Origin of the sequence: Pseudomonas sp. URIL14HWK12:I5, assembly GCF_900176445.1 — a bacterium.
Lineage (GTDB): Bacteria > Pseudomonadota > Gammaproteobacteria > Pseudomonadales > Pseudomonadaceae > Aquipseudomonas > Aquipseudomonas monteilii.
The window spans coordinates 152,697-177,973 of record NZ_FWXQ01000002.1 but is presented as its reverse complement, the minus strand read 5'-3'; the positions used below and the strand labels follow the sequence as shown (position 1 = coordinate 177,973).

Here is a 25,277-nt window from a genome sequence, read left to right as displayed (position 1 = left end):
CCATGAGCGATTTCAGCACCCTCGAAGTGATCCGCGACCCACGCGGTTTCGCCACCCTGTGGCTGAGCCGCGAGGACAAGAACAACGCCTTCAATGCGCAGATGATCCGCGAGCTGATCGTGGCCATCGACCAGTTGGCCGAAGACGCCAGCCTGCGTTTCGTGCTGCTGCGCGGCCGTGGCCGGCACTTCAGCGCCGGCGCCGACCTGGCCTGGATGCAGCAATCGGCGCAGCTGGATTTCAACACCAACCTGGATGATGCCCACGAACTGGGCGAACTGATGTACGCCCTGCACCGCCTCAAGACCCCTACCCTGGCCGTGGTGCAAGGTGCAGCCTTTGGCGGCGCGCTGGGCCTGATCAGTTGCTGCGACATGGCCATTGGCGCCGAAGACGCCCAGCTGTGCCTGTCGGAAGTACGTATCGGCCTGGCCCCGGCGGTCATCAGCCCGTTCGTGGTCAAGGCGATGGGGGAACGCGCCACACGCCGCTATGCCCTCACTGCCGAGCGTTTCAGTGGCGTGCGGGCCCGCGAGCTGGGCTTGTTGGCGGAGGTGTATCCGGCCAGCGAACTGGACGCTCAGGTCGAGTCCTGGGTAACCAACCTGCTGCAGAACAGCCCGCAGGCGTTGCGCGCCACCAAGGACCTGCTGCGCGAAGTGGACGACGGCGAACTCAGCCCGGCCCTGCGTCGCTACTGCGAGAACACCATCGCCCGCATCCGCGTCAGCGCCGAAGGCCAGGAAGGCCTGCGCGCCTTCCTGGAAAAACGCCGCCCCGCCTGGCAAACCGATGACAAGAAGGAGCCGCGCCCATGAGCCGCCCCGTTTTGACCACCCTGCTGGTCGCCAACCGCGGCGAAATCGCCTGCCGGGTAATGCGTACCGCCAAGGCCATGGGCCTGACCACCGTCGCCGTGCACAGCGCCACCGACCGTGACGCACGGCACAGCCGCGAAGCGGATATCCGCGTTGACCTGGGCGGCACCAAGGCCGCCGAAAGCTACCTGCTGGTCGAAAAACTGTTGGCCGCCGCCAAGGCCAGTGGCGCCCAGGCCATCCACCCGGGCTATGGCTTCCTGTCCGAGAACGCAGGCTTCGCACGCGCCATCGAACAGGCCGGGCTGATCTTCCTTGGCCCACCGGCCAGCGCCATCGATGCCATGGGCAGCAAGTCGGCAGCCAAGGCGCTGATGGAGGCTGCCGGGGTGCCGCTGGTGCCGGGCTACCACGGTGAAGCGCAGGACTTGGACACCTTCCGCGCCGCTGCCGAACGCATTGGCTACCCGGTGCTGCTCAAGGCCAGTGCCGGCGGCGGCGGCAAGGGCATGAAAGTGGTCGAGGAAGAAAGCCAGCTCGCCGACGCCCTGGCTTCTGCCCAGCGTGAAGCACAGTCGTCGTTCGGCGATGCGCGCATGCTGGTTGAAAAGTACGTGCTCAAGCCTCGCCACGTAGAGATCCAGGTGTTCGCCGACCAGCACGGCAACTGCCTGTACCTCAACGAACGCGACTGCTCCATTCAGCGCCGCCACCAGAAAGTGGTCGAAGAAGCCCCTGCTCCCGGCCTGTCACCTGAACTGCGCCGGGCCATGGGTGAGGCGGCAGTACGCGCAGCCCAGGCCATCGGCTATGTAGGTGCCGGTACCGTAGAGTTTCTGCTCGACGCTCGCGGTGAGTTCTTCTTCATGGAGATGAACACCCGCCTGCAGGTGGAACACCCGGTCACCGAGGCCATCACCGGCCTGGACCTGGTGGCCTGGCAGATTCGCGTGGCCTGCGGTGAGGCGTTGCCGATTACCCAGGAACAGGTGCCGCTGATCGGCCATGCCATCGAAGTGCGCTTGTATGCCGAGGACCCGGCCAACGAATTCCTGCCGGCGACCGGCAAGCTGGCGCTGTACCGTGAGTCGGCGCCGGGTGAAGGCCGGCGGGTGGACAGTGGGGTCAGTGAAGGTGACGTGGTGTCGCCGTTCTACGACCCGATGCTGGGCAAGCTGATCGCCTGGGGCGAGGACCGCGAACAGGCCCGCCTGCGCTTGCTGGCCATGCTCGACGAGTTCGCCATTGGCGGGCTGAAAACCAACATCGCCTTCCTGCGCCGCATTCTGGCCCACCCGGCATTTGCTGACGCTGAGTTGGATACCGGCTTCATTCCGCGTCACCAGGAGGTTTTGCTACAAGCGCCAAACGCACTGCCGGCCAGCTTCTGGGAGGCAGCAGCCGAAGCCTGGCTGCAATGCCAGGCCGGGCATCAGCGTGAGGACGACCGCCGTTCGCCGTGGGGTGAGCGCAACGGCTTGCGCTTGGGCCTGCCGGCACGCACCAGCCTGCACTTGGTAAGCAGCGGGCAGGACCAGGCGGTTGCCCTGGAGCGCAGCGCTACGTCCACCTACCAGCTGGTGGGCGAACAGCTGGTGCATGACCAGGCCGGTGTGCGCCGCCAGCACCTGGCGATCCGCCGGGGTGGCACGCTTTACCTGCACTGGGATGGCGAGATGCACGCCATTGAGGCCTTCGACCCGATTGCCGAAGCCGAGGCCAGCCACAGCCATCAGGGCGGCTTGGGCGCGCCCATGAACGGCAGCATCGTGCGGGTACTGGTCGAGCCGGGGCAAGTGGTGGAAGCAGGTGCCGCGCTGGTGGTGCTGGAAGCCATGAAGATGGAGCACAGCATTCGTGCGCCGCATGGCGGGACGGTGAACGCGTTGTTCTGCCAGGAAGGGGATATGGTCAGCGAAGGGACGGTGCTGGTCGAGCTGACAGAGTGAGGTCAGCGGGGGCTGCTTTGCAGCCCCTTCATTCTAGAAGGCACCGTGCACTCGCACGACCACTCCGAGAAACTCGCAACCTTCTTCACAGAGCAGCGTCGGGTAGTTGTTATTGAGGGCCTTCAGGTACCGCTGCCCGCCGTCCTCAGCCAACTCGCGAAAAATCGCGGGTTTGCCCGGCTGACGAGCGATAACCAAACGCCCCGCCTCAACCTCCACCCCAGGATCAACCAGCATCCGCATGCCCTGTGGCACACTGCGACCACTGACGGCGCTCATCGCGTCATTCTCAACTGTCAGCCAGAATGCTTTGCCTTGGGCCAGGTAATCCGTCTGTTCGAACACGGTGGGCTCCTCAGCATCTGTAGCACCCAACTCACTCCAGTCCTTGACCGGGTAGCGGAAACACACGATGTACTGCATGAGGTCCAGGTCGTCCTCGGCATCATCCACCCCGTAGGCGCCACGCTCCTCGCCAACCTGGCCCTGAATGCGCAGCTGCAGACTGACGTTGTAATGGGGCATGCCAATTTCGACAAACGTGCGGTTCATCGACTCGATCTTCGGCTGACGCCGCTTGTTCACCCAATGCCCCACACTGCCTTGAGACACACCAACGCGCTCGGCAAGCTGCTCCTGGGTGAGCCCTAGCTCCTCCATCCGGTCGCGGACGAGGGCAATCCATTTATCCATATTCATCGCTGGCACGATACGGACTGCCTTCAGGCGCTCAATAAACATTCAGTATTATTTATCTCAACGCATAAAAATACTCTAGGTATTAGTATCGGGTTCACCCTTTACTTACTGGCTCTAGCAGGTATCAGGATGAAACCATCGAAAAACGACGAAACAGATCTCGACAGCGAAGCAGCCCGTCGCGCGCTCGACTACTACCTCAACCCCAACCCGCCACGCCCCACGCTGGACAACAAGATCTGGACCTTGCACGAGGGCGTAACCGGCGACCAAGCCCAGGAGCACGCCATCGCCCTGCTGCGCTGCGCTGCCGCCACCGCCCAGGAAACAGCCACCCACCAGCACGGCAGCCAGCGCGAGCTGACCTTCGCCCTTATGCACATGATGGACATGGCCCGCGCACTGCTGGAGCACAAACGCGCCGCAGAACCGGGTTTATAGGCAAGAAAGAAGGGAGAAAACGTGATAGCCGCGTATCGGCAAAGGCCCCGATTGCCGGGACAAGGAAGCGCATCGGTAAAACTTTTTTACCGAAAGGACGAAAATTCATTTGACTGGCAAATGATAACGATTATTATTGCACTCAGCTGATCGCGAGATCCGCTGGATAACCTGGAGCTTAGGTCGCTCTCAGATTATCTCCTCATCAGGCTAATCACGGTTTTTGACCCGGCTTTTTGCCGGGTCTTTTTTTTGGCTCTTCAGGCTAATGAAGATCGTGATGGCGCGCATGATAGCAAAGGTGTTTCAGGGCGTGAACGCTCATTACAAAACTTTGCGGAATCAGCAGTTGAGAATCAATCTCGTTTCGTCTACGCTGATCACGCATCAAGGAAGATGCCCCCATCCCCTCCCCCCTTGTAAAGCAAGGAGCTGTCCATGACCCGTCTGCTACTGCCCCTTGAGCACCCAGGCCCGGTTGCCGAACATGATGCCGATCACGCCCTGCTGCATGCCCTGAAGCGGCTGCCCCGGCGCGTACAGCAAGTGTTCCTGCTCAACCGCCTCGATCAACTGGACTTCGCCAGCATTGCCGCCCGCCTCGACCTGCCATTGGCCAGTGTCGAGCGGAACATGGAACAGGCCCTGCAGGCAGGCCGCTCGCGCCGGGATGTACTGGCAAGTGTTGCCGGGCAATGGTATGTGCGCTTGCAAAGCCCTCAGGTAACGGCGTGCGAGCGGATCGACTTTCGTCGCTGGCTGGACGTGGACCAGGCGAACTTGCAGGCGTTCCACGAGACGGAATTGCGTTGGCGCAGCCTGCTGGCACCGGCTCGGCAGCTTGGCCACGACGGCTGGTACCGGCAGGGCCGGGCGGCGTTGTCGCTGGGCGGTTGTTCGGTTGCGGTCGGGCTGGGTGTGGCGGCGTTGGTGCTGTTTGGGTTGTGGGGCTGATCACCCCCCGAAGGCTCTGTACGAATAGAGATGCCACAAACACCGCATGAAAAAAGCCAGCGAGACCCATTAGCGGCGTTTGCGAGGACGGCCACGTTGGTTTGTCGGAAAGCTGACATTATCTAACTGAAAGTGGGCTTGCAATCGCGGCCAAAAGCACGGCAATGAGCTTTTTGTGAAAGCAGGGCGTTCGACTTGGATGCATCTTAGGCCCTGTGTGAAAAGTCTGAAACGAAGGTAAGGCAAGGCGAAAAACAGCCGAGGTGTCGCCAGACTTTGCGGGTTGTGAGTGAACATTCGAGGCCGTTCTCACGCTGCGTCACCGAGTTTCAAGATTTCCACACAGATCCTATTGCCCTCTATTCCGTACAGATCTGATCATGCCTATATCAAGTATTACATCTCAGTCGCGAGTATCCACTTTTACACCTGATAACGCTCCCGCCCGGACGGTTAATGAAGCCGAACCCAAAGCTGTAAAAAACGAAAAAATCTATCAAAATACGCTCACAATGATCAGTGAGCGATATCAAGATTTCAGCCCGAAGACGGAGCTTGGCTTCCAACAACGGCCTGGTGTGACCGCAGATATAGAACCCATTTCCAAACAGGATCTTATTTCCATACTAGAACACATCAAGACCGACGATAAGTTATTTGAAAATTGCAAAAATAAATCAGCTAAAGCCCCTTTTTTCAACAAGTTTTACTTGATGTCTAACCCGGAGCAGGGCTGGAATCTGCGCCTTCACAATTTTAGTGTCAGAGGTAGCGGTCTCGGAGGAGAGGATAGCCCTCACTATCATCGCTGGACCCTGGGATCAAGCGTGCTGGCGGGAGGATACATCAACGTCAACTACCAAGAAGGCCCGAAAACAGATTCAACCTCACTAAGAGATAGTTACTCAAAATATGAACTCGGCGCATCAAAGTCGCAAACAGACGCTGGAGCCCGTGAGGCAAAATTCATTTCAGAAGCCGAGATGAAAGTCACAGATAAAACATTGTACGCGCAAGGTAGTCTTAATCACTTCCCCATAGCTACACCTCACAGCGTAGAATCCCACGGGAACGTCATGGGAACTACCCTGACACTTGCCCACACGAGTAAAGCGGTTTCCGAAAATTCGATTGCGTTCGAAAAATCCAATGATATTAAAGAAATTCCGCAGATAAAGATCGAAAGCAATGAAACTTTCAAGGCCATGCTCCAGGACCAGATAACTCATCTACAGGTACTTGTGTTAAGCGATCACCTGAATACTTCACTGGCGGAAAAATTTGAACAAGGCTTCCCTCTCACAACTGGAGAGGAGAAACATCTAGCCGACTATAAAGAACCAAATTACGTAGAAACCTCACTTCTACCAGCGCTCGCCATTTACCAGATGGAAACGCACAACGACATTGGGCACCGTGAGTTTTCCGACGACACCGTACAGCTGATTGATACTGCACTGGCTGAAATAGATCGTGAATCCTTGGACGCGTTGATCGCAAACAACCAGCACGACCTCTACGACAAGCAACTCACCGTTGAAATCAGCGATCCTGAATTGGCTAGACAGTTGAGTGAACGCGCCAGTCAAACAATTTCGATACACTGATCAATTCTACAAACGATCACCCTTGGAGGGTTAATGTCGGTCAGTTAAGTAATTTGGCGTGAGGCGCGTTCGACAGGGCATTCGTATATCTGTACGATCGTCCTGCACCTCGCGATGCGCCGCACGGGCGGCGCGCCATAAACAGGCGCTGCTAATGCCTTGACGAGCTCTGATCAACGCAACCTGTTTAACTGACTGGTATTCTCGAAGGGTGGTCTATCCAAGGATCGATTGCCGCAAAAAATTTTTACAACCCTGCCCCATAACGTAAAGCGTGCTTCCTGAAGCACCTGTACGCTTCATCCAGGGTGATCGCCTCCGAACTCAATTCTACTTCTTACGTGAACTGATTTCAGGGGGAACTATCACCTAGCCCTCGCGCCATATCGTGCCATATCGTGCCACTCATGAACTCCGAACGACGTCATAACAAAATAAACGTTCAAATTCTCATAAATTTGAGCGCTTTTTGAAAGACAAGGCCATAGGCGAAATCTAGGCTGCAAGAAAAAGTCCACGCTGAACTCAGTGTCAAATTCACCCTCACTGTTTCAATTGTCAAGGCTGTGCCGTAGGCACCTGCTGAATATGCTAGTGAATAGCAGATACCCTCAACCGCATGCAGAGCCATGAGTCAATCACACGCCTTTAAATGCCGAACACTGATGTCTCAAGGCGTCAGCGGTGGGCATTTCAGAATTGCAAATTAAATAGCACTCTAGAAAAGCTTGCCTTTAACCCCCAAGAGAGAACTGACAATGCACCCCAACATCTCGGAAACCTTGCGCACATCATTGATAAGTCTCGGACTTCCTCCGGAAAGAATCGGCACATTCGACCATCACTCCTCCATAGAGCTAAACTTCAAAACCATCAGCCCAATAATTATTACAATAAAAAATGACATGACCTGGATATGGAGCAAACTTGAAGACTTGAATAGCATCAACATAAGTTTTCATGCAGAAAAACTACTCGACTTACTGCAGCACGCCTTGCCAGGTGTATTGACGGGCCAAGCAGTACTGGGAAAAGCGAATAATGGCTACGAGATAAAAGCACTGCTCGCAGAAGAATGCATCGAATCACCGGACACGCTACGCCTGGCACTGAATGAGTTCTACAGCCTGATCATGTCAGTCCACAAAGCACTCAATCATTGAACCACACCCCACAACCTCAACTGCGTTACACAGGCGACTAAGCATGCCGATTAATAACAATATAAAATTCGTTCCGCCAACCACCGTAAAAGACCAAGTCGAGAGCAGCAACTCAAAAAACGCCGATTTTGTCAAAAACTTTGATTTCGCAATAAACAACTCCACTGATATTGCATCAAATGAAACGTCTACACTGACCCACACCAACCCGGCAGGTCCGCACACACTGAGAGCGACGAAGAAGCTCGCCATGAAACAAACTATTGACGGAAGAAGAGTTCTTTATAGCCCGTGCGACGTGCTCATTAAAGAACTGGGCACTGCTGCCAGCATATTGCATAGAGTCGTTTCAAACCTGAGTCCCGACAGTCAAACAATCATCGCTGCCCGTTTACTGGGAGAAGAAGGCCTGCTCGAAGGAAGAACAATTGCAGATTTGCTCGCTACGCTACAGCGAGCCAGTACAAAGAACACGGTATCCAGTGCACAGACTGCCAGTGCTACAGACAGAGCCGCGGTAATTGCTCTGATGGGAGACATCGGCGTATTTTACTCCCGCCCTGCCGACGTGAAGATGGAGTTGCTGACCGAGTTTAACAGTCTGCTGATAGCAGCGGGCCTGCATGTGCCAGAGGAACCAGAAATGGAAATCATGCGAGAGACTGGAGGCTCTCGCACTGTAGGGCCAGATAAAAAGTCTGAGCGAAAAGTAGTGACTTTCGACGCTGGCGTAGACATCCCTTTCCGAACGGGCATTCACAATATGGGGCTGGAAGCAGATAAAATACTAGGCATTACTGAACACAATCGTATTCCAGAAATCCGTTGGCCGGTCTTCGACATCAGTACGGCCCGCATCCAGCAAACTACAGAGCCGTTTGCCGGGCACATGTCAGGTTCTCCGGCCGAGATTTTACAGACCTGGGACATGTTATGCGGGGTTAAAGGAGAGGACCAGTATGTGGGCGCCCTCACCCGTAATTCGGTTCGCCAAGCGGGTGAAGAGTTCCGTCACCCCCTGTCTGACTTGACATCGGTCGAGCAAGCGCAGCGCTATGCTCGTGCGGCGGGTGCCAGTGCCTTTTTGGTTGGTCTGGGCTACCACAGCACCGTCGAAGTGCTTGAGGGCATTCTCGTCTACTTGGGGCAAAGCATGAGGGCAGAGGGAACGCTGTCTCAATCACAACGTGATGCCGCTCATGTGTTTGGGCATGGCGCAGCGACGGATCTCATAACCGAATTATTTAAAACCAATACAGCGCAATAGCGCGCTGTTTAAAATGCCCAAGCGACGGCATTCATCCAGTTCCACGGTTAGCCGCTTATTGGAGATTTAAATGCCAATGCGTCTACCAATTGATATTTTCGCGGCTATCTTCGTCCTCAGACGGTTTGAACACGTCCTGCATAAACTCCTTAAAGAACATATTGGCCGATGAAACCGATACCAGCGCAACCCTTATCTCCTTGTAAGTCTCACTGTCTTCCAAACCCTGCTCTTTCATCCGCACCATCACCTGCGTCAACGCATCCATTTGCTTCTGCGTCGTTTTATAGGGCAACTCGCCACCGGCATTCGCGTATTGTTTCAAGTAACGCTGAATACTGCCCGGGGAGGGTGCCGTGGACGCTATCCACTCCATGAACGCGCCGTAGAACTGGGCAAACTCAGGATCCGGATCAGCGCTGGTTTCCGCGCCCTGAAGCCCCATGCGCTGGTCCAGAGGCACAATCGTCTCGGCGCCTCGATGCGGGGCCTGGCCGGGACCTGCAAGCGAGTAGTTATCAATGTTCATCGCTGTTATCCGACTTCGAAATATTCATCGCGCTATAGCCTTCCTTGTTCAGGTCGGCAGCCCAATTGACAAACACGTTCTTCGACGCTTCATCGAGCTGGCGCACACTCTCCGGTAACTGCTTGAGCTGGGCGATCAGACGCTGCGACAGCTGCTCTTGGGTGGCGCCGATGTCGAGCTCGACCACCTGATCCGCGAGGCGAAACAGGTAACGTTCCTGGGCATGGAAACGGATATCCACCCGCTCGACACCCAAGCCCTTCAACCTGGTGTTCAGCGCCATCTGCCCGGCCTTGCACCGCAGCGGCAGCATGATCTGCAGCGGCTCCCGGCCTTGGTCTACCCACCCCGCCTGCCAACGCTGCAGCAGCGCATCAAGCAGACGGTCGTCCATCAGCAAATCCCCCAGCAATGACCGGGCGGCCTGTACAAGCTCTGCCTGCAACGCGCTTGCCATCACTCGCGACTGCAGTAAAAGCCCGCTCACGTCAGCAGCGGCTTGCAGCACGCCTTGGGAATAACCGTCCTGAAAGGCGTTCGCACGAACACTGTCTGCCTCTTGTTGCGCTTCTGCCATACAGGCCTTGGCGCGCTCGCGGGCTTGCTGCATCAACAACCGACGATTACGCGCAGCCGTGCGTTCTTCATGCCTCAGCAGCAGGGCATCCGTCGAAGGAATGTCAGCAAGCGTTCTGATGGATTCGAGCATGTTGTACCGCCAGGATGAAAAGTGACGAATTCGGCGCCAGGATCGGCAAGGTTTGCTGCAACTCGACCACTCGCGGCGAGAACTGCAAGAACAGACGCTGCATGAGCGCATCCGGGATGTATTGATGCCAAGCTGCCAAGGCAGCGAGCCCCAGGGCGTCGAGCGATGGCTCAAGTCCTTGCGCTTCGCTGATCACGACCGCTGGCCGATTGCCCAGGTTGATGCGGGCGAAGGCTCTTGTCGGAACATCGAGCTCACGCATGCGCGCCCCGCGAGCCAGTTGCGGCCACATCAGGTGCGCCCCCATAAGGCGGGCGACTGCGGGCAAATGCTGCCAATGTGCGACCCAGCAATCAGTCCATGGATTGCGCTTGAGCTGTTGCGGATCGGGGCAACTGAGTGCCAACCCTCTTAGCAACGATTGGTTGAGCAGCGCGCGGGCTGCCGGCTCGCCAAACAGCGCTGGCACAACACCCCGGTGAGGATGCAGATAGTCCAGCGGCTGCTGGAGGATGGCGCGCAGCGCTTCAGTCCCGCGAAGCATGCTCGATCCCTTTCGACTGTCGATACCGCATGACCCAGTACGCTAGCGCAGCCAGAATGCCTAAGACGAACACGCCATAGAGCCAGGTAAAGGCGTAAGCGCGAGGCTCCGGGAAGGGGGCGGCATGCTGAATCAAAGCCCGCTTGGACAAGACCACCGAAATGTGTTCGTAGTCCACGGCCGAGAAACTGTTCTTGAGAAAACGCTTGATATCGCTGATCAGTAGCTGTGGCTCGCTGTCACGCTCATACACCACCAACGCCGAGACATGGATGGGCGCTACCTTGCGACCGCTTTCTCCGGTCTCCAGGTCGTAACTCACATGTACCCGTGCTGAAACCACACCCTCCAGGGTATTCAACGACTGCTCCAGGCGCTGCTCCAGCGCACTGTACAGACGCGCCTTCTCGGCTCGCGGCGAAGCGACCAGAGAGTCCGCAGGAAACATCTGGGCGATTTCAACACGCGGCCTGGAAGGCAGCGAATACAGGGCCAACAGGTCGACCGCCGCCGCGAAATCCCCTTGCGCGATTTGCACCGAGTATCCGGTCTTACCGTTATCCACTTTGGTCGCAGTGATGTTATTGCGCTGCAGTACCGAAATCACTTCATTGACCTGCTGTTGGTCAAGGCCCTCAAGCAAACTCGGTTGTCGACAGCCAACCAGCATCAAACAGAGCAGCGCAAGCCAGGCGAAAACCTTCATGACGAACGCAACAACGTTTCGGCCGTAGTCACTGTTTTACGGACCAGGACGTTGAGTAAAGAGACATCGATGTTGTACTGCGCAGTGAGCAGCTGCAATTCGCTCAACACTTCCGGGTTGGTGATATCCGGGCGTTTGAGCATGGCATTGATCCTTGCATGATCACGCTCGGTGCCCACAGCGGAGCTGGCGAAACTTTCGATCAAACGACCCTCCAGGGAAACCACTGAGCCAGGCTCGGGACGCGCCCATTCGGCCATCCGAAGCGGACTCAGGTTCACTGACGTCAGGGAAGAAACAGACATAGTAACCCCACAAGAACAGTGCCCGGCTGGCATATGAAATTCCTGCCAGCCGAGCGGAGACGCAAGGCTTAACGCGCGGCGGAAACTATCGCCGTGTCAATTTCCTTGAAGCCCTTGATCGTATTGGTCGCAACGTTACGGAACACGTTGTAGGAAGAGAATGCAGCCTGATAGGCCGCCAATAGCGTGGGGTCCGACGCATCTTCATGCAATGCGGCCAGTGCCTCATCGAGTTTGGTTTTGAGGCCGGTAGCGCCGTCCTCGAAGCCTTGAGCCTGTCGGCCCAGGAAGTCATCATGAAATTCAATAGGGTTTGAAACCGTACTCATATATCAACCGTTATTATCAAAGGGATTTAGGAAAGTGCCAGGATGACGGTGTCATCTTGATGTAGCCCTGGGGCCCATACTGGAACGACTTGCCCTTGAGCCAGTCATCTTTGAGCTCGATCGCGAAATGAACGTACCGCTCACCCCATTGCCGACCGAACGTTGCGACAAAGTCACCCAGGGCCTGCAACTCCGCGTCCTCAAGATTGCCCTCGACTGTAAAGGTCACACCCTCAGCATGTTTGTGCCGAGTAAAGGGCAATGCCAGGCGTTCCAAGCCTTGCTCGGCCAGGTGCAGGAGTTCGTCATCGTCACTTTGTACGATCATTATTTCGCGAGCGTAGGGTGCGACTGCGATCAAAGCGCTCTCCAGGCGACGCCGCAATCCGGGTGCCAGCAGGCTGCGTTGACGACTGATCAACAATCGCGGAACAAGCGGATCACTGAGATCCATACGGTGATAGGCGAGTTGCGGCGCAAGGCTGGACACCAGACTCTCCAAACGGCGACGCTCGTCGTATGTGGTCATCACCTGAGTCGCCGAGTACCCATTGCGCACCAATACCTGCCTTCCCCATGCGGCATCGCGCTCGGAGTCAGCGAAGACGTAAATTGCCTGGTCGCGGCCGTACATGACGACCATGCTGTTGTTACCCCCGGCAATCAGCGCCTCAACATTCGACACAGGAGTGGAATTCGAGGCGTACCAACCGAACATGGCCAAGCCAGCCATTATCACCAGCACCGCTGCAACAGCCACTCGCCGCGAAACGATAACGGGCATCCGAGCCGGCTCAGGCTCAGCAAGCACAGCCGACCCTTGTACCAACAACTCGCTCCGCCACGCCTCATCGAATGGGCGCACGGCGATTAGCAACTCCGATATATGCTCCAGTGACTGGAATGGAATGGGCCGCTCAACCACACCTTCGTCACCCAGGATACGCACGACACACTCCGGGCGGTCATCACCCCCAAGCAAGACCTCAAAGTTGCATCCCCCACACGCCAGCGGAATGTAGATGGCATCGTCCGGAACACTGAGCGGATGTTCAATCGAGCAAAACGTTGCCTCGGAACCAACGACAAAAAGAGTACGCTGCTGCGCCAGATCAAATTCGCAACCCTGCAGCGGGCCACTGAACACCCTCAGGACGCATTGCGTTGCAGGAGAATCCTGCATGCTGTTCACCACTTGGTCTAACTCTATGAAAAGCGCCTACCGCTTCGGCATGCGATAAATGATAGGGCGTGGAAGGTAGAGAATCCTGATCAGATTATGAGGAGCACCTGTTGCAAGCGATCAGAATCCGGCTAGAAGAATGCCGGTCACCGGCTTCGAACCCGCAACGAACACTGAGATGATATTCACGTGTTATTCGCTCGACTATCGACAGGTAATCGTCGGAAGCTTGCGCATTAGCTGTAGGCCCCGCCGGCATCACACAAACATGCCCACCCAATACGGCGGCCAATCGGCGAACCTCTTCGCACTGCATTTCCAGGGCGCACTCATCATCCTGCGCCAGCAACGGCAAGACTAATAACGAGGGCACCGATGAAGGCGGCCCCCCTCGTTCGACGACCTCCCCAACAAAGCGATAACCCTTGCCATAGACCGTCTTGATATAGTCATTTTCACGCCCCAGCAACTTGCGCAACGCATAAATGCAGCGGGTAAGGGACTCCTCGGCCACGTCGCAGTTGGGCCACACCTGGTCCAGCATCCAGCCCTTGGGAGCTAGCGAGCCCGCCGCTGACAACAATAGCTGTAGTACATGCAATTCCTTGGGTGGAAGATGTAGTCCGGTACCGTCACGCAGAAGTAACCCATCCGCCTGCAATATCCATTGGCCAAACACAAACGACCGCCCTGGCAATTGATCAGTAACCCCTTCCATAACGCAAATTGCCCCATCCCAATGCGATGAATATGCCGTGACATTGGCGGAGTTCATCCGCACCCGGCGTGAGTGACCAACTATAGGGGAAGTGATACCTACGATATTTGAGATTTCTCTACAATAAGCTAGAGACTAATCCGCATTATCCAAGGAAAGGCTCTAATTCCCCACTGAGTCGCCGACGCATACCGTCTGCGGCATAGTAGAGATATCTTGTCGAAAAATGGCTACGCACCCTTACCAGTGCGCACGTTCGGGAAAGCGCTCAGACAGACGCCTGAGCGATTGCCTGATGAACCACGCGATAAAGATCCTCCACGTTACGAATACTGGCCAAACCCTCTGGAGGCAGTTCAATGCCCAGGACACAGTTAATCTCCAAAGCAATATCCAGAAAATTCAACGAATCCGCACCGAGGTCCTCCACCAAGCGGGCGCTTGAGGTAACGGCATCGACATCGACCACGAGTTTATCAGCGAGAATTGCGACAATAACGGTCTCGATTTCAAGCTTTATCATTTGCTTCATACGACGACGTCAACCAATCCCGCTCGCGAGCGCCTTGAGCATCTCTGCATACTGGCTCAATTGCGAGGAGAGGATCTTGTTGAAGTTCTCGTGATACGAGTTGGCGTTCCCGTACTTGGTAGTGAATAACTGCAGCTGGTTCTTCAGATCACCTTCCAGGCTATTAAAACCGGTCTGCCAGGCTTGGAACTTCGCGGTATCCCAGGTCGCGCCAAATATGGGAGCTGCTGCGATCATTCCCTCCAGCGGCGATAAGTCCATCATCACGCGATAGCCACCGCTGCCATCAGGCTGCACACATGAATCAGGCAACCCCAAGGCCTTGGCCCACTTCTGTGCCTCTTCCTGTGTCGCACTTCCCATACCAGAGGTGGGATAGAGGACCCCGTCCGGGGCTTGCTGATACTTATTGCGCAACGCCATCAAAGCAGCGCGAAGTTTATAACTTACTTTGACTTCCTTACCGTCGTTCCCACCTGTTATCCACTCCCCCATCTTCGCCATGATGGTTTCGTTGAACTCCTTGTAGAAGTCCGAGTATTGGGTCAGCAGCGCTTCGTAGATCTCCAGGTATTCGCCCTTGATGAAACCGATCATCGCCAGCAATTGCTCAAAAAAATCGGCGCTGCCACTGAACGGGTTCAACGCATTCCGAGCAGCTTCTGGCGCCAACGGCAAATCGCTTAGTTTCTTGAGCGTTTCATCCTTCCACTGTTGGATGTTGGGGCCAGCAGGGTGGGCAAGCGCTGCCCATTTGCGTAACTCGGCTTCCAGCAAATGCCCCTGAACCTGACTGGGCTTTACTTTCCCGAGCTCCGTTCCACCTAACCGGGATACCAACGACTGCGTCAACCGTTCAGCCGCCGACGGCAGTGGACGATGATCGACCTCAGGACCGCCAACCTTTTCATCCGCCGGCTGATTGATACGCAGCGCAATGGCAGGGGAGGACCTAGTGACAATTTCCATGATTCAACTCCTGCTCAGGCGCGTACAGAGGCGATTGCGCTCAGGGTAGAGCCGCGACTGTCGACCAACTGCTGGATAGCGTCCAGCATCTTGCTGACCAGCACCGCATCTTCATTGACGCTCTGGCTGGCGACATCACTGACCGCCTTGTTCAGACCCTGCTCGGACTGGTGCAGCACTTCGCGCTGACGTTCTGAATACTCTTGCAAACGCAGGATGGCGGACAACCCGGAGCTGATGATCATCGCCATGGAACTGACGGCACCGCCAACAGTCAGGTTGCGCTCGTATGTTTTTGCCTGAAGGGCACTTTCCATGCGCGCTTGCGTGGCTTGGTCAACCGCCTCACGAATCTTCGACTCAAGAACTGCCCGCTTGCTCGGGTCAATTTCCAGGTCAACGCGCATCTGGTGGGCCTGCGCATCGAACTTCGCCGCAGCCGACTGATTGATCTTGATATCAGTATGCTTCTGGCTCTGCCCGCGCAAGGACAACCCGGCACCCGCGACGGCCATGGTGGTGGCAACGACCGCACCACTGACCGCAGCCCACATCGCGGCCTCACCACCGGCCATGATGGCAACGCCTTGCGCAATGGCGGCCTCATAGGCCATCTGTGTGAACTTGCCGCTCATTTCAGCGCTCGATTTGCGTGCGATATTGAGTGCGACAATCGATGCCACCAACACACCGATATGTTTTTCCCACGCGGCGGGGTCGAACGACAACAGGTCCGCCACGGGATCTTTCACCGCACCTTCGGTACCTTCTTTCTCCTGCTGGACCACAGTGGCCAGAAATAAGCCCATCATCGCCTGGCTTTCGCTCTCGCTAAACCCCGAGGTACCCAGGTGCTGATTCAACTGCTGAGGGGTCAATGCTTCAACAGCGTGCGTGGGTCGAGACATCAACACCTGCGCATCGAGCCGTCCACCGAGGTTGCTGATCGACAGCGGCTGCTTTTGATCGACGACCTTACCTGCCACCTTTGCAGCCTGAGGGCTGACTAACGATGGAGAACGACTATTGATTGATAATTCCATGTGTGCCACCCCTGTTGAATCAAATATTGCGCGCCATGCTCAAGCTGCTGCTGTTGATACTGTCCTGGATACTGAAGGCTTGCTTGATGGCGTTATCCTTGGCCTTCATGGACTGATCGAAGAGTTGAACCATGTCGTGCAGATAGTTCTTCAGCGCTTCGGAGATAACCTTGGCGAACTCGAAGTCGGCCAGGTGTTGCGCCGCGTTGCGCTGGTGAATACCCGACTTGGTTTCCAACGCGGATTGGGCGGCGGTACCGCCCGCCTCTACCACCGCCAGCGAAGCAGCCAGGCGCGATGCATAGAGATCCAGGGAGATCGCATCTGACTTGAGACCGATGCTGGACCGGGCCTTGGTCATGACACTGGTAAACCCATTGCTGACCGCCCGTGCGGCCTGCTTGAGCATTTGTGGCGTCATCTCGTTGGCCATCTTGCCGAACATGTTGCCCATCGCATTGGCGACCCGCCCCGCAGCAGACTTGCCAACAACCGCCACAACCACCAGTACCGCGACCATGGCCACGGCACCGATGATTGCGCCCATGATCATCCCCGCCATATCGGCCGACGCCGCATCAACGCCGGCCTTCTTCAGAAGGTCCGCAATCCCCTTGCCGATGCCCTGAATCATCGGGCTGAGGATGTTGTCCATCAGAGGCTGCATGGCTTTTTCCATGAACGACATCCCGGTCAACTGCTTGCCCAGCATGTCCGCTCCCGTCAATCCCACACCGACAGCTGCCAGAATCAGGCTAGCTCCGCCCGTGAAGGGAGCCCCGACAACACTCAGCACGGTCAGCACCGGGCCCAAAAACTTACCGATACACCCCGCCGTCTTGATGGCAGCTTCGGCTTTACGCACTTGCTCCAGGTACTCTTCAGACTTTTTCTCCATGTACTCCTGACGCGCCGCCTGCATGCTGCGGAACAACTCCTGTTCCGCTTCAATCTTGTTTTCAGCGCTTTCGCCCATCAACTCTGCAAAACGTGTCATCAGCAGCACCATGGTCGCAGCCGCGTTCAGCTGACGCTTGATGCCATCGAGCACCGGCTTGTCGCCCAGCCCCGCGATTTCCACCGACCTGGCCAGAGCCTCAGCCTTTTTGCCCGCCTCTCCAGCCACCTTGACTGCGGCCTGATACTTCAGCTCGGCGTTGCTCAGCTGTTGTTGGGCGGCGGTCAAGTTGCCTTGCGCCAGATCACGGGCCGCCAAGGCTTTGGCATGCTCGGGCGTACCCGGCTCGGTTTTCCCCAGCGCCGCTTCAGCATCGGCCAGCGCCCTTTGCGCGCTGTCGACTTTAGCCTTGGCCGCCGCGAGCTCTTCCTCGGATACGCTCGCAGAGGCGACAGCCGCTTCCAGTTCCGCGAGCGCACTCAGATAATCGTCTGACAATGCCTTGTTGCCCTCAGCGCTGGCCTTGGCGGCCGACCTGAGGATTTCCATGCGCGACTTGAGTGACTCCAGGCTGACGTCACCCAACAAGTTGATGAGCGAGGCCATCAACAAGGTGAACCTGTCTTCAGAACCCTTTCTCTCACGCTCAGCACTTGGCGGTGGCGAAGCCAGAATCGGCCTACCCAGCGCAGCAGTATTACCACCTTGCGACTGAGCGGCGTAGCTCACACCTTGCAGGTTGGCCAGTGCCGTATCGGCAGCGCGCTGCCAGGCCTTGGTGTTGGCCGCCTTACTCGCCGCTTCGGCATAACGTTCCCTGCCGGCCTGACGGGCCTGCGTTTCCGGGGATATGCGTGAGTACAAAGCCCTGATATCCATTACAACTCTTTCTCCGAGTGATCGGCGTCGATAGTGGTCAACGCATTCAGGTAAGCCTGGGCCTGCTCACGCATACCCGGCTCCTGAACACGCTCGATGACATACTCAAAACACAACTTGGCCTTGCCGGCTTTACCCAGCGCCAGCTGGCATTGGCCGGTATAGAGCATCGGGCGGTAATCATTTTTACCTTGGGCAAAAGCCACGGCGTACAGATCAACCGCTTTCTGATAGTTCTGCTTGAGCTGATGCACCGCCGCCAGCCCCATCCAGTACTGCGCGTTATAGAAGTCGTAGATACACAGGAAATGGAAAAACTTTTCCGCATCGTCCAGGCGCCCCTGCTCGTAGAACTCATAGGCAAAGGCGTAGAGGCCATCCATCTGCTCGGTACTGACGCCGCGCAGCTCTTTGAGCGACGCACCATCAAGTACGGCCTGCATCACATGCTCGGCAATCCGGTCCTCTTCCTGCTCTGTATGTTTCCGACTACTCATGACTACTTACTCCTGAATGTTTCTTCAGCGGTGCTGACAAGGCTATTGAGCCAGCTGAAGGCAACGGGCGCCGTCACAAACCGCTCATCGTGGTGTTCGTGAATCACTCATGCTTGCATTCGGTTTTGCAGGAGGCCCGTCAGGCCTGCTCGACCTGCTCGAGCCAGACCAGAAGTCGCAGGACGTTTTCGATTTCCTGCATCTGTATGAAGGTGTAGCGCTGATGGGTCTTGAAGATGCGTCTGGCCAGGGCAATGTCACTGATTACCGGCACGCCAACTTCAGCCGCGTACTTGCGCACGGCCAATGCCCGCTGGTTGGTCTCCATCAGTGAGATAAACGGCATCACTGTGACTTCCGGGCGGAAGTAAATACCCACAGCGATGTGTGTGGGGTTGGCGACAATCACTCGCGAACCACGAATGTCGGATTTGACTTGTTCGGATAGCAGCTCCCGATGTATTTCGTGCCGCCGCCCCTTGATTTCCGGGTTGCCTTCCTGTTCCTTGTGCTCGCGCTTGACTGACTGCTTGTCCATCTTCAGATCCTTGATGTACAGCCAGTACTCACACAGTGCATCAAGCATGACGACCAGCACGATGCAGCCCAGAAAAGCCAGCACCAGCACCAACAACAAATGAGCCCAGATCGGGAACAGATCGACCGGTTGCGCATGGAGTTGCGCAAACAGTAAATGCCGCTGAGTCAGCCAGACCACCCAGAATGCGATTACGAAACTGCCCAGATACAACAGGGATTTAACGGAATCCTTCACTGTTCTGAGACTGAACAGCTTTTTGAAGCCGTTAACCGGGTTCAGTGCGCCGAAGTTCAGCTTCAAGGCCTCGCTGGCAATGGCCAGGCCGGTCTGCAACAACGTGGGCAAGGCGCTGGCGAGAAAACACACAACGATCAGCGGGGCCACGACCTTGAGCATCAGCACCCCGAGCTCGGCGGCATATCGCTGCTGATCGGCGGCGAAACCCGAAGCGATGATGCGCCGGTAAACCTCCATCACCTCCAGCAAGCTGCCGCTGCTCGTCAGATAGATGATCGCGCACAGCATCAGGCAGGAACTGGAGAGATCCTTGGCCTTGAAGGTCTGGCCCTTTTTCGCCGCGTCGCGGCGCTTCTTGGCCGTGGGTTTTTCAGTTTTCGAGGCGCTGGACATATCAGCGGGCCTCCGGTGCTACGACCCAGTCCGCCAGCTGATCAGGCTTGGAGGCCATGCGCAGTATTTCGTCAGGCAGGTGTGCACTGAAATACAGAAGCAACACCAGTAACGCGATGGCTCCCTTGACAGTGAGCGACACCGAAAACGCGTTCATTTGCGGCGCAAAACGCGCCAGCAGACCCAGCAGCGCCTCGGTGAGCAACAAGGTCGCCACCACCGGCGCGCTGATGATCAGCGTTTTACTGATCAACGGATCGAGCAGGCCGAGCAACGGCTGAATCCGCAGCTCGCATCCGAGTACCGGCGAGCAGAGTTGGTAGCTGCGGCTCAGGGTTTCCACCAGCAACGCCATTCCCCCGCCCTCCAGGTAGATCACTGCCGCGAACAGCTGGAGAAAATTGGCCAACTCCGAGGTGTCGTCGCCGTTGGCCGGATCGATCGTGTTCCCTAACATCGCTCCGCGCTGGTTATCGATCAGGTTGCCCATGCCGTGCAACACCCAGAACGGCCAGGACAAGAGGCAGCCGAGAATCACGCCTACGCCGGCCTCTCGCAACAACAACCCGTAGAAGCCAAACGAGTCCAGACGAGGCAACGTGCCAGCGGTATAAGGCCAGAGCGCCATGCCAACCAGCACGATCACGGCGTTTCGCGGTGCTCCGGTGAGCGCACGACTGTTGAGAAACGGCAGCATGAAAAAAACCGGTGCCAGGCGAGCGAAGCAAATCATCGCACCGGCCAGCCAGCCATGCAGGTCAAAAAAAAGGCTTACATTCATCGCGATTCACTTCAGGGCCAGGCGCATGACTTCCCGACTGAACCCCAGCAACGTCTCACCGTACCAGCCAGAAAGCAGAAACAGACAGATCGACACCGCCAGCAGTTTGAAGCCAAAGGGCAAGGTTTGCTCCTGAAGCTGGGTCACAGTCTGAAACAGACCGATCAGCAATCCCACCAGCGTGGCGACAATGATCGGCCAGGCCACCAGGATCAATATCAGGTACAGGGTTTTGTTGCCGGCAAACACCAGGTCATTCATCGCCGATTCTCATTGAGCCAGAGACAGGTACTGCCCAACCAGTCCGGTAGAAAGCAGTGCCCAGCCATCCAGCGCAACGAACAGCACCAGCTTGATAGGTACGGAGATGATCACCGGGCTCATCATCATCATGCCCAGGGCAAGCAAGATACTGGAGACCACCAGGTCGACGATGACGAAAGGCAGATACAGATAAAAACCGATCTTGAAAGCGGCTTTGATTTCGCTCAGTGCATAGGCTGGCAGCAACGCGAACAACGAAGGCTCCAGCGTCTCGTCAGGTTCGACATCGACGGCATTGGGGTTCTCGCGCGCGATCTGCGCCCGCTCGAAGAACTGTGCCAGGTCTGGGTCGGTGTACTTGGACAGGTATTCGCGGTAACTGCCCAGGCCGTTATCGAGGAACGCCACCACCGCATCGATGTTGGTGAACTCAACCCGGTTTTCCTTGTAATAGTCATAGCCTTCTTGCACCACGGGGCTCATGACGAACATCGCCAGTAACAGCGCAACGGCGTTGAGGGTCATGTTCGACGGCACCTGCTGCAAGCCCAGGGCGTTGCGCACGATAACGAAGACAATCGAGAACTTGATGTAGCAGGTGCCTGCGGCAATCAGGAATGGCAGCAATGAAGCCACTGCCAACATCCCGATCATTGAAATGTCATTCATTACCCATGCCCCGCCCCACCTCACGCAGCTCGACACCCAGGCGATCGCCTAGCTGGACCAGCTCACCCACAGCAATGCACTTGCCAGCGACACGGACTTCAACATTGCTCGCGGCCGTGGACTCCAGGGGCAGCACCTGGCCCTCGATGAACGCGTTGAGCGCAGCCAGGCTCAGGGTGAGTTCGCCCAGTACGAATTCAAGTTTGACCGGCAGCGCCGATAGCACGCCGGGAGCGGCCGGCGAAAGGTTATCCGGGGGGGTGAGTTGCATGCGCAGACCTTCCTTGACAAAGGTGAACTGGCCGATACACAGGTCGGCCATGAAGAGTTGTCGGGTTTGCTCGGCGATGATCAGCACATCGCCCATCGCCAGTTGCCGATAGGGCAACCGAGCCAGCTCGCTGTTACCGAGCACGATTCGCAGGGCCTGCGGCACGGCCTGCAACCACGCCTGCAGCGGGCGCGAGGCCTCCTTGCGCTGGCTCGGCCCTTCCATGACCCACACGTCGCTCTGGGGCGTTGCAATGCAGGGCAGACAAGCCCCTTGCAGCGCCTCTCCCTGAATGAGCTCGAACGCGAACAGGCGCTGGTAGTCCAGCAGCTCGGGCGCAACTTCGACGGGCCGGCTGACCGCAGAGAACAGATCCAGAACCTCCTGGCCTGTGCCCTCTTGAAGCAGCCATTGCGACCATTGCGGAGCCACGGCGTGCAACCACTCACGCGCCCCGATCATGCCTTGCCAGAGACCGTGGCAACCTTGTGCCCAGAAGGTCAGATAACGTGCCTGTGGCGAAGGTTGGCTCAGCTGAACCGGGTGCCCCTCACGCTGCCAACGGGCCACCGCATGGCGCCGCTCATAATCAAGTGGCGCAACGCAGCGCAGCAACAGGGTGGAGGTCACGCCTGCTGCCCTCCCTGCTCACCTGTGTCTCGACGCGTTTGACGGCTTTCCTCTTCGAACGCCTCCTCCGCTCGCTCCTGCTGATGACGGTCACGGTGTTCATGCCCCTGCTGATCAGCCAAACGCCAACGCGAATCCGGCACCTGCGCCAGGTTGTCGCTCAAATAGCTGGAAACCAACGCGCTGTCTGGATTGAGCAACAACTGCTCGGGGCGTTCGCCCCCCGCCTTGCTGACTGTGATCAGACCCACAGCATTACCTTTGCTGAAGGGCACCTGAAGATAGCGCCTACCCTCCTGGGCAGTGCTGGCTTCAGGCGCCGGCTTCGGTTCAGATGTCGGGTTAGCAGCCACCGCCGAGTGCGTTACGCGGTGCAAATGCAGTGGCTTTTCCAGTAAAGGCAGTGCCTTTTCCAGCAAAGGCGGTGGTTGCGCCGGTAAGGCTTGAGGCGTTTCCTGCTTGACCGGTCTGTCGGCGACAGCTCGATCACAGGCCCAAAGCGCACTGGCAACAGTGGTCCGGTCAGGCTCCTGTGTCCGCATGGCGACCGGCAAGCGGGTAGACGACGATGGAACATGCTGCTGAGCCGACACATCGATGGCAGCGTGACCGGGTGTGGCGAGCGCAGTGGCAACGGGTGCCTGAACAAGCACCTGCGCAGCGATCGGTAAACGCTTAGTCTGCAACACAGGTCTAGCATCAACCCGTGCCGGCGATGAAGGCACGGACGGCTGCTTCCTTGACACATGTATCGTCTGATCCACCGATACTTTGGCCGACCTGGACTCCGTCTCGGCCGCTGGGCGTAGTGCTGCCAGCGATGGCTTTAGCGGGAGCTCGCGCAGTGGCTGCAACTGCGCCAACATTACAAGCGCGCCCTGCGGCAAGTCGTCCAGTGTATTACGGGCTTCAGAGACCTGTGGTTGAACTTCATGGCCGAGCTCATCGGAGGCTAAAATATCTTTGACCGGGCGGACTGCCGCTACAGGAGGGCGCACTACGCTCATTTCCAATTCACCAATAGTTCATCAATGTCATGTTCTTCCTGGCGCCACAGACGTGAACGACGTTCGCCCAGCAAACGTTGCTCCAGACTCTGGTACTTCATATGCTTTCTCTGCAGCGTCTTGATATGCCGTTGCAAACGCTCAACCCCTTGAGCCGCCTCCTGGTGCTGGTCCATCACGCGGATGCGCTCTAGCGCCAGGTTACCGATCTGCCGCCGAATGACCGCCTGACGCCGCAACAGCGCCAGCAACTGGGCATGGCTCAACCGCTGATCCTCGGGGCGTTGGCTTATCAGGAGCTCATCGAGCCCTTGAGCCTGTTGCTCGATTGCCTGCAACTCATGCTGAAGCGGAATCATTGCGCGCAAGGCCTTATCGAGCATTCGCTCACACTCAAGCTGCCGGTAGTCGCTGAAATCCAGCAGGCGCCGGACATTAGCCAAGCAGACCATGCAGGCTCTCCAATGCAGCCTGAGGTGCACATCGCTCACTCAAATCCTGGCAAAGCCAGCCCATCAACGCTTCGCGACAGGCCATGGCCTGATCGTTGGCCGCATTCTCCCCGGGTCGGTATTCCCCCAAGTCGAGCAATACCTGCAGCTGTTCGATGCGGGCCAACATCTTGCGGGTGATGGCCGCCAGTTGCTGAACATCAGGTCCGGTGACTTGATGTGCCACCCGACTGGCACTACGGAGCACATCGATTGCCGGGAAATGACCACTGGCGGCCAACTTGCGGCTCAGGTAGATATGTCCATCGAGGATGGAGCGAATCTCCTCGGCAACAGGGTCAGGTTCATCGTCGCTTTCCAGCAATACGGTGTAGAACGCGGTGATACTCCCGTTGGCAGTCACACCCGGACGTTCCAGCAAACGCGGCAGGGAGTCGAACACCGAAGCGGGATAACCACGCCGCGCCGGTGCCTCCCCTGCCGCCAGCGCGAGGTCGCGGCGAGCACGGGCATACCGGCTCATCGAGTCGAGCATCAACACCACCTGCCGGCCTTGATCACGGAAATACTCGGCGATTGCCGTTGCCTGTAATGCTGCATTGCAGCGGTCGTTCGAGGAGAAGTCCGAGGTCGCGTACACCACCACACACCGCGTGCATTTATCCGAATGACGCAACGTCTCGACAAACTCGGTGACCTCCCGCCCCCGCTCTCCGATCAGCCCGATCACGAACACATCTGCTTCGCTGTGGGCGATCAACATGTTCATCAATGAAGTCTTGCCTGATCCCGCCGCGGCAAAGATGCCAATGCGTTGGCCTATGCCGCACGTCAGCAAACCATCGATCGCCCGTACGCCGGTGGCCATCGGCTGGTTTACCGGGCGACGCTGGTGGTACGCCGGAGGATCAGCATCCACCGGGCAGTCGCAACCCTCGAATGCATCGCCGGGGGCCAAACGTTCGACTATCCGCCCCTGGGGGTCGATCACGCTACCGAGCATGGCAGCGCTGCAATACAGGCTGAGCAATGAACCGGTAGGCACGATCAGCGATTCACGGGACAACCCTCGCGCATCACCCAGCAAACTGAGCAGTACCGCATCGGGGCTGAAGCCGATCACTTGCGCGCGAGCGCTCACCGCAGTGTCCCGCCAGTTTCCTCGCACCTCGCAGACTTCGCCGATCACCACATCGTGCAGTGCCGCTTCGAGAAGGGGACCATTCAAACGCAACGGGTGGGCAGCACGGCGCTCCAGCGATGGCCGACTCATTGGCAGTTGCATAGCGCATT

The 25,277-nt window shown here is 57.3% G+C and carries 29 protein-coding genes; 7 read left to right on the top strand and 22 right to left on the bottom strand.

Annotated elements, in window-relative coordinates; all coding sequences use genetic code 11:
* Positions 1-2: 2 nt before the first annotated feature.
* Positions 3-818, top strand: a complete 816-nt coding sequence (locus B9A31_RS05330) for a gamma-carboxygeranoyl-CoA hydratase (protein ID WP_084296719.1) — start codon at positions 3-5, stop codon at positions 816-818.
* Complete coding sequence (locus B9A31_RS05325) at positions 815-2,767, top strand: acetyl/propionyl/methylcrotonyl-CoA carboxylase subunit alpha (RefSeq protein ID WP_084296718.1); 1,953 nt, start codon at positions 815-817, stop codon at positions 2,765-2,767. The genes B9A31_RS05330 and B9A31_RS05325 overlap by 4 nt, the downstream gene beginning before the upstream one ends.
* A gap of 33 nt (positions 2,768-2,800) precedes the next feature.
* On the opposite strand, the gene B9A31_RS05320 is transcribed toward B9A31_RS05325, so the two are convergent.
* On the bottom strand, positions 2,801-3,508 hold the full coding sequence (locus B9A31_RS05320) for a S24 family peptidase (RefSeq protein WP_033693091.1): 708 nt from the start codon (positions 3,506-3,508) through the stop codon (positions 2,801-2,803).
* Between the two features lie 87 nt (positions 3,509-3,595).
* Between B9A31_RS05320 and B9A31_RS05315 the strand changes: the two genes are divergently transcribed.
* The 5 genes from B9A31_RS05315 to B9A31_RS05295 all read left to right on the top strand — a co-directional run bounded on the left by B9A31_RS05315 (position 3,596) and on the right by B9A31_RS05295 (position 8,898).
* Positions 3,596-3,907, top strand: coding sequence for a DUF6124 family protein (locus tag B9A31_RS05315; RefSeq protein WP_016711549.1), 312 nt, complete (start codon positions 3,596-3,598; stop codon positions 3,905-3,907).
* A gap of 438 nt (positions 3,908-4,345) precedes the next feature.
* A complete protein-coding gene (locus tag B9A31_RS05310; RefSeq protein ID WP_027608773.1) occupies positions 4,346-4,861 on the top strand; it encodes a DUF4880 domain-containing protein in 516 nt (171 codons plus the stop codon).
* Between the two features lie 380 nt (positions 4,862-5,241).
* Positions 5,242-6,468 (top strand): hypothetical protein, encoded by a 1,227-nt coding sequence (locus tag B9A31_RS05305; protein WP_141099576.1) that lies wholly within the window; start codon positions 5,242-5,244, stop codon positions 6,466-6,468.
* 758 nt (positions 6,469-7,226) lie between these two features.
* Positions 7,227-7,631, top strand: coding sequence for an InvB/SpaK family type III secretion system chaperone (locus B9A31_RS05300; RefSeq protein WP_019096343.1), 405 nt, complete (start codon positions 7,227-7,229; stop codon positions 7,629-7,631).
* A gap of 43 nt (positions 7,632-7,674) precedes the next feature.
* Complete coding sequence (locus tag B9A31_RS05295; protein WP_019096344.1) at positions 7,675-8,898, top strand: hypothetical protein; 1,224 nt, start codon at positions 7,675-7,677, stop codon at positions 8,896-8,898.
* A gap of 82 nt (positions 8,899-8,980) precedes the next feature.
* Here B9A31_RS05295 and B9A31_RS05290 read toward each other — a convergent pair whose 3' ends face one another.
* The 21 genes from B9A31_RS05290 to sctN all read right to left on the bottom strand — a co-directional run bounded on the left by B9A31_RS05290 (position 8,981) and on the right by sctN (position 25,269).
* Entirely contained in the window at positions 8,981-9,427 is a 447-nt protein-coding gene (locus B9A31_RS05290; protein WP_019096345.1) for a hypothetical protein, read from the bottom strand.
* Positions 9,417-10,136, bottom strand: coding sequence for an oxygen-regulated invasion protein OrgB (locus tag B9A31_RS05285; RefSeq protein ID WP_174244674.1), 720 nt, complete (start codon positions 10,134-10,136; stop codon positions 9,417-9,419). The genes B9A31_RS05290 and B9A31_RS05285 overlap by 11 nt, the downstream gene beginning before the upstream one ends.
* Positions 10,108-10,680 carry a hypothetical protein gene (locus tag B9A31_RS05280; RefSeq protein ID WP_016711555.1) on the bottom strand — a complete coding sequence of 191 codons (573 nt, stop codon included), beginning with the start codon at positions 10,678-10,680 and terminating at the stop codon, positions 10,108-10,110. Before B9A31_RS05280 ends, B9A31_RS05285 begins: the two co-directional genes overlap by 29 nt.
* Positions 10,664-11,386 carry an EscJ/YscJ/HrcJ family type III secretion inner membrane ring protein gene (locus B9A31_RS05275; RefSeq protein ID WP_019096347.1) on the bottom strand — a complete coding sequence of 241 codons (723 nt, stop codon included), beginning with the start codon at positions 11,384-11,386 and terminating at the stop codon, positions 10,664-10,666. The genes B9A31_RS05280 and B9A31_RS05275 overlap by 17 nt, the downstream gene beginning before the upstream one ends.
* Positions 11,383-11,646, bottom strand: coding sequence for a type III secretion system inner rod subunit SctI (sctI, locus tag B9A31_RS05270; RefSeq protein WP_256204582.1), 264 nt, complete (start codon positions 11,644-11,646; stop codon positions 11,383-11,385). Before sctI ends, B9A31_RS05275 begins: the two co-directional genes overlap by 4 nt.
* Before the next feature lie 113 nt (positions 11,647-11,759).
* Complete coding sequence (locus B9A31_RS05265) at positions 11,760-12,020, bottom strand: EscF/YscF/HrpA family type III secretion system needle major subunit (RefSeq protein ID WP_016711558.1); 261 nt, start codon at positions 12,018-12,020, stop codon at positions 11,760-11,762.
* A 16-nt stretch (positions 12,021-12,036) separates the two neighbouring features.
* Entirely contained in the window at positions 12,037-13,203 is a 1,167-nt protein-coding gene (locus B9A31_RS05260; RefSeq protein ID WP_177325291.1) for a PrgH/EprH family type III secretion apparatus protein, read from the bottom strand.
* Between the two features lie 94 nt (positions 13,204-13,297).
* The gene (locus B9A31_RS05255; RefSeq protein ID WP_081717228.1) at positions 13,298-13,978 is read right to left on the bottom strand and encodes a winged helix-turn-helix domain-containing protein; all 681 of its coding nucleotides are present in this window, start codon (positions 13,976-13,978) and stop codon (positions 13,298-13,300) included.
* A gap of 211 nt (positions 13,979-14,189) precedes the next feature.
* Positions 14,190-14,453 (bottom strand): acyl carrier protein, encoded by a 264-nt coding sequence (locus B9A31_RS05250; RefSeq protein ID WP_019096351.1) that lies wholly within the window; start codon positions 14,451-14,453, stop codon positions 14,190-14,192.
* Positions 14,454-14,462: 9 nt separating this feature from the next.
* Positions 14,463-15,422, bottom strand: a complete 960-nt coding sequence (locus tag B9A31_RS05245; protein ID WP_019096352.1) for an IpaD/SipD/SspD family type III secretion system needle tip protein — start codon at positions 15,420-15,422, stop codon at positions 14,463-14,465.
* A 14-nt stretch (positions 15,423-15,436) separates the two neighbouring features.
* The gene (locus tag B9A31_RS05240) at positions 15,437-16,465 is read right to left on the bottom strand and encodes an IpaC/SipC family type III secretion system effector (protein ID WP_050547850.1); all 1,029 of its coding nucleotides are present in this window, start codon (positions 16,463-16,465) and stop codon (positions 15,437-15,439) included.
* Positions 16,466-16,484: 19 nt separating this feature from the next.
* The gene (gene sctE, locus B9A31_RS05235) at positions 16,485-18,242 is read right to left on the bottom strand and encodes a type III secretion system translocon subunit SseC family protein (protein ID WP_019096354.1); all 1,758 of its coding nucleotides are present in this window, start codon (positions 18,240-18,242) and stop codon (positions 16,485-16,487) included.
* The gene (sicA, locus tag B9A31_RS05230) at positions 18,242-18,739 is read right to left on the bottom strand and encodes a type III secretion system translocator chaperone SicA (RefSeq protein WP_019096355.1); all 498 of its coding nucleotides are present in this window, start codon (positions 18,737-18,739) and stop codon (positions 18,242-18,244) included. Before sicA ends, sctE begins: the two co-directional genes overlap by 1 nt.
* A gap of 139 nt (positions 18,740-18,878) precedes the next feature.
* On the bottom strand, positions 18,879-19,910 hold the full coding sequence (locus B9A31_RS05225) for an EscU/YscU/HrcU family type III secretion system export apparatus switch protein (RefSeq protein ID WP_084296717.1): 1,032 nt from the start codon (positions 19,908-19,910) through the stop codon (positions 18,879-18,881).
* A 1-nt stretch (position 19,911) separates the two neighbouring features.
* Positions 19,912-20,691 (bottom strand): type III secretion system export apparatus subunit SctT, encoded by a 780-nt coding sequence (sctT, locus tag B9A31_RS05220; RefSeq protein ID WP_019096357.1) that lies wholly within the window; start codon positions 20,689-20,691, stop codon positions 19,912-19,914.
* A 6-nt stretch (positions 20,692-20,697) separates the two neighbouring features.
* On the bottom strand, positions 20,698-20,952 hold the full coding sequence (locus B9A31_RS05215) for an EscS/YscS/HrcS family type III secretion system export apparatus protein (RefSeq protein ID WP_016711568.1): 255 nt from the start codon (positions 20,950-20,952) through the stop codon (positions 20,698-20,700).
* 9 nt (positions 20,953-20,961) lie between these two features.
* Positions 20,962-21,624, bottom strand: a complete 663-nt coding sequence (locus B9A31_RS05210) for an EscR/YscR/HrcR family type III secretion system export apparatus protein (protein ID WP_025753401.1) — start codon at positions 21,622-21,624, stop codon at positions 20,962-20,964.
* On the bottom strand, positions 21,617-22,525 hold the full coding sequence (locus B9A31_RS05205; RefSeq protein WP_019096359.1) for a FliM/FliN family flagellar motor switch protein: 909 nt from the start codon (positions 22,523-22,525) through the stop codon (positions 21,617-21,619). Before B9A31_RS05205 ends, B9A31_RS05210 begins: the two co-directional genes overlap by 8 nt.
* Complete coding sequence (locus B9A31_RS05200; RefSeq protein ID WP_084296716.1) at positions 22,522-23,532, bottom strand: SpaN/EivJ family type III secretion system needle length determinant; 1,011 nt, start codon at positions 23,530-23,532, stop codon at positions 22,522-22,524. Before B9A31_RS05200 ends, B9A31_RS05205 begins: the two co-directional genes overlap by 4 nt.
* The gene (locus B9A31_RS05195; protein ID WP_019096362.1) at positions 23,529-23,984 is read right to left on the bottom strand and encodes a hypothetical protein; all 456 of its coding nucleotides are present in this window, start codon (positions 23,982-23,984) and stop codon (positions 23,529-23,531) included. Before B9A31_RS05195 ends, B9A31_RS05200 begins: the two co-directional genes overlap by 4 nt.
* Positions 23,968-25,269 (bottom strand): type III secretion system ATPase SctN, encoded by a 1,302-nt coding sequence (gene sctN / locus B9A31_RS05190; RefSeq protein WP_084296715.1) that lies wholly within the window; start codon positions 25,267-25,269, stop codon positions 23,968-23,970. The genes B9A31_RS05195 and sctN overlap by 17 nt, the downstream gene beginning before the upstream one ends.
* Between the last annotated feature and the right edge of the window lie 8 nt (positions 25,270-25,277).

What these genes read in the sequence shown, in the direction of transcription:
- B9A31_RS05195 (WP_019096362.1), bottom strand. Translation starts at nt 23,984, where the DNA reads ATGGTCTGCTTGGCTAATGTCCGGCGCCTGCTGGATTTCAGCGACTAC.
- B9A31_RS05245 (WP_019096352.1), bottom strand. Translation starts at nt 15,422, where the DNA reads ATGGAAATTGTCACTAGGTCCTCCCCTGCCATTGCGCTGCGTATCAAT.
- B9A31_RS05300 (WP_019096343.1), top strand. Translation starts at nt 7,227, where the DNA reads ATGCACCCCAACATCTCGGAAACCTTGCGCACATCATTGATAAGTCTC.
- B9A31_RS05330 (WP_084296719.1), top strand. Translation starts at nt 3, where the DNA reads ATGAGCGATTTCAGCACCCTCGAAGTGATCCGCGACCCACGCGGTTTC.
- B9A31_RS05215 (WP_016711568.1), bottom strand. Translation starts at nt 20,952, where the DNA reads ATGAATGACCTGGTGTTTGCCGGCAACAAAACCCTGTACCTGATATTG.
- sctN (WP_084296715.1), bottom strand. Translation starts at nt 25,269, where the DNA reads ATGCAACTGCCAATGAGTCGGCCATCGCTGGAGCGCCGTGCTGCCCAC.
- B9A31_RS05255 (WP_081717228.1), bottom strand. Translation starts at nt 13,978, where the DNA reads ATGAACTCCGCCAATGTCACGGCATATTCATCGCATTGGGATGGGGCA.
- B9A31_RS05310 (WP_027608773.1), top strand. Translation starts at nt 4,346, where the DNA reads ATGACCCGTCTGCTACTGCCCCTTGAGCACCCAGGCCCGGTTGCCGAA.
- B9A31_RS05260 (WP_177325291.1), bottom strand. Translation starts at nt 13,203, where the DNA reads ATGCAGGATTCTCCTGCAACGCAATGCGTCCTGAGGGTGTTCAGTGGC.
- B9A31_RS05265 (WP_016711558.1), bottom strand. Translation starts at nt 12,020, where the DNA reads ATGAGTACGGTTTCAAACCCTATTGAATTTCATGATGACTTCCTGGGC.
- B9A31_RS05290 (WP_019096345.1), bottom strand. Translation starts at nt 9,427, where the DNA reads ATGAACATTGATAACTACTCGCTTGCAGGTCCCGGCCAGGCCCCGCAT.
- sctE (WP_019096354.1), bottom strand. Translation starts at nt 18,242, where the DNA reads ATGGATATCAGGGCTTTGTACTCACGCATATCCCCGGAAACGCAGGCC.
- B9A31_RS05305 (WP_141099576.1), top strand. Translation starts at nt 5,242, where the DNA reads ATGCCTATATCAAGTATTACATCTCAGTCGCGAGTATCCACTTTTACA.
- B9A31_RS05295 (WP_019096344.1), top strand. Translation starts at nt 7,675, where the DNA reads ATGCCGATTAATAACAATATAAAATTCGTTCCGCCAACCACCGTAAAA.
- B9A31_RS05320 (WP_033693091.1), bottom strand. Translation starts at nt 3,508, where the DNA reads ATGTTTATTGAGCGCCTGAAGGCAGTCCGTATCGTGCCAGCGATGAAT.
- sctT (WP_019096357.1), bottom strand. Translation starts at nt 20,691, where the DNA reads ATGAATGTAAGCCTTTTTTTTGACCTGCATGGCTGGCTGGCCGGTGCG.
- sicA (WP_019096355.1), bottom strand. Translation starts at nt 18,739, where the DNA reads ATGAGTAGTCGGAAACATACAGAGCAGGAAGAGGACCGGATTGCCGAG.
- B9A31_RS05280 (WP_016711555.1), bottom strand. Translation starts at nt 10,680, where the DNA reads ATGCTTCGCGGGACTGAAGCGCTGCGCGCCATCCTCCAGCAGCCGCTG.
- B9A31_RS05225 (WP_084296717.1), bottom strand. Translation starts at nt 19,910, where the DNA reads ATGTCCAGCGCCTCGAAAACTGAAAAACCCACGGCCAAGAAGCGCCGC.
- B9A31_RS05315 (WP_016711549.1), top strand. Translation starts at nt 3,596, where the DNA reads ATGAAACCATCGAAAAACGACGAAACAGATCTCGACAGCGAAGCAGCC.
- B9A31_RS05210 (WP_025753401.1), bottom strand. Translation starts at nt 21,624, where the DNA reads ATGAATGACATTTCAATGATCGGGATGTTGGCAGTGGCTTCATTGCTG.
- B9A31_RS05240 (WP_050547850.1), bottom strand. Translation starts at nt 16,465, where the DNA reads ATGGAATTATCAATCAATAGTCGTTCTCCATCGTTAGTCAGCCCTCAG.
- B9A31_RS05285 (WP_174244674.1), bottom strand. Translation starts at nt 10,136, where the DNA reads ATGCTCGAATCCATCAGAACGCTTGCTGACATTCCTTCGACGGATGCC.
- B9A31_RS05250 (WP_019096351.1), bottom strand. Translation starts at nt 14,453, where the DNA reads ATGAAGCAAATGATAAAGCTTGAAATCGAGACCGTTATTGTCGCAATT.
- B9A31_RS05325 (WP_084296718.1), top strand. Translation starts at nt 815, where the DNA reads ATGAGCCGCCCCGTTTTGACCACCCTGCTGGTCGCCAACCGCGGCGAA.
- sctI (WP_256204582.1), bottom strand. Translation starts at nt 11,646, where the DNA reads ATGGCCGAATGGGCGCGTCCCGAGCCTGGCTCAGTGGTTTCCCTGGAG.
- B9A31_RS05275 (WP_019096347.1), bottom strand. Translation starts at nt 11,386, where the DNA reads ATGAAGGTTTTCGCCTGGCTTGCGCTGCTCTGTTTGATGCTGGTTGGC.
- B9A31_RS05200 (WP_084296716.1), bottom strand. Translation starts at nt 23,532, where the DNA reads ATGAGCGTAGTGCGCCCTCCTGTAGCGGCAGTCCGCCCGGTCAAAGAT.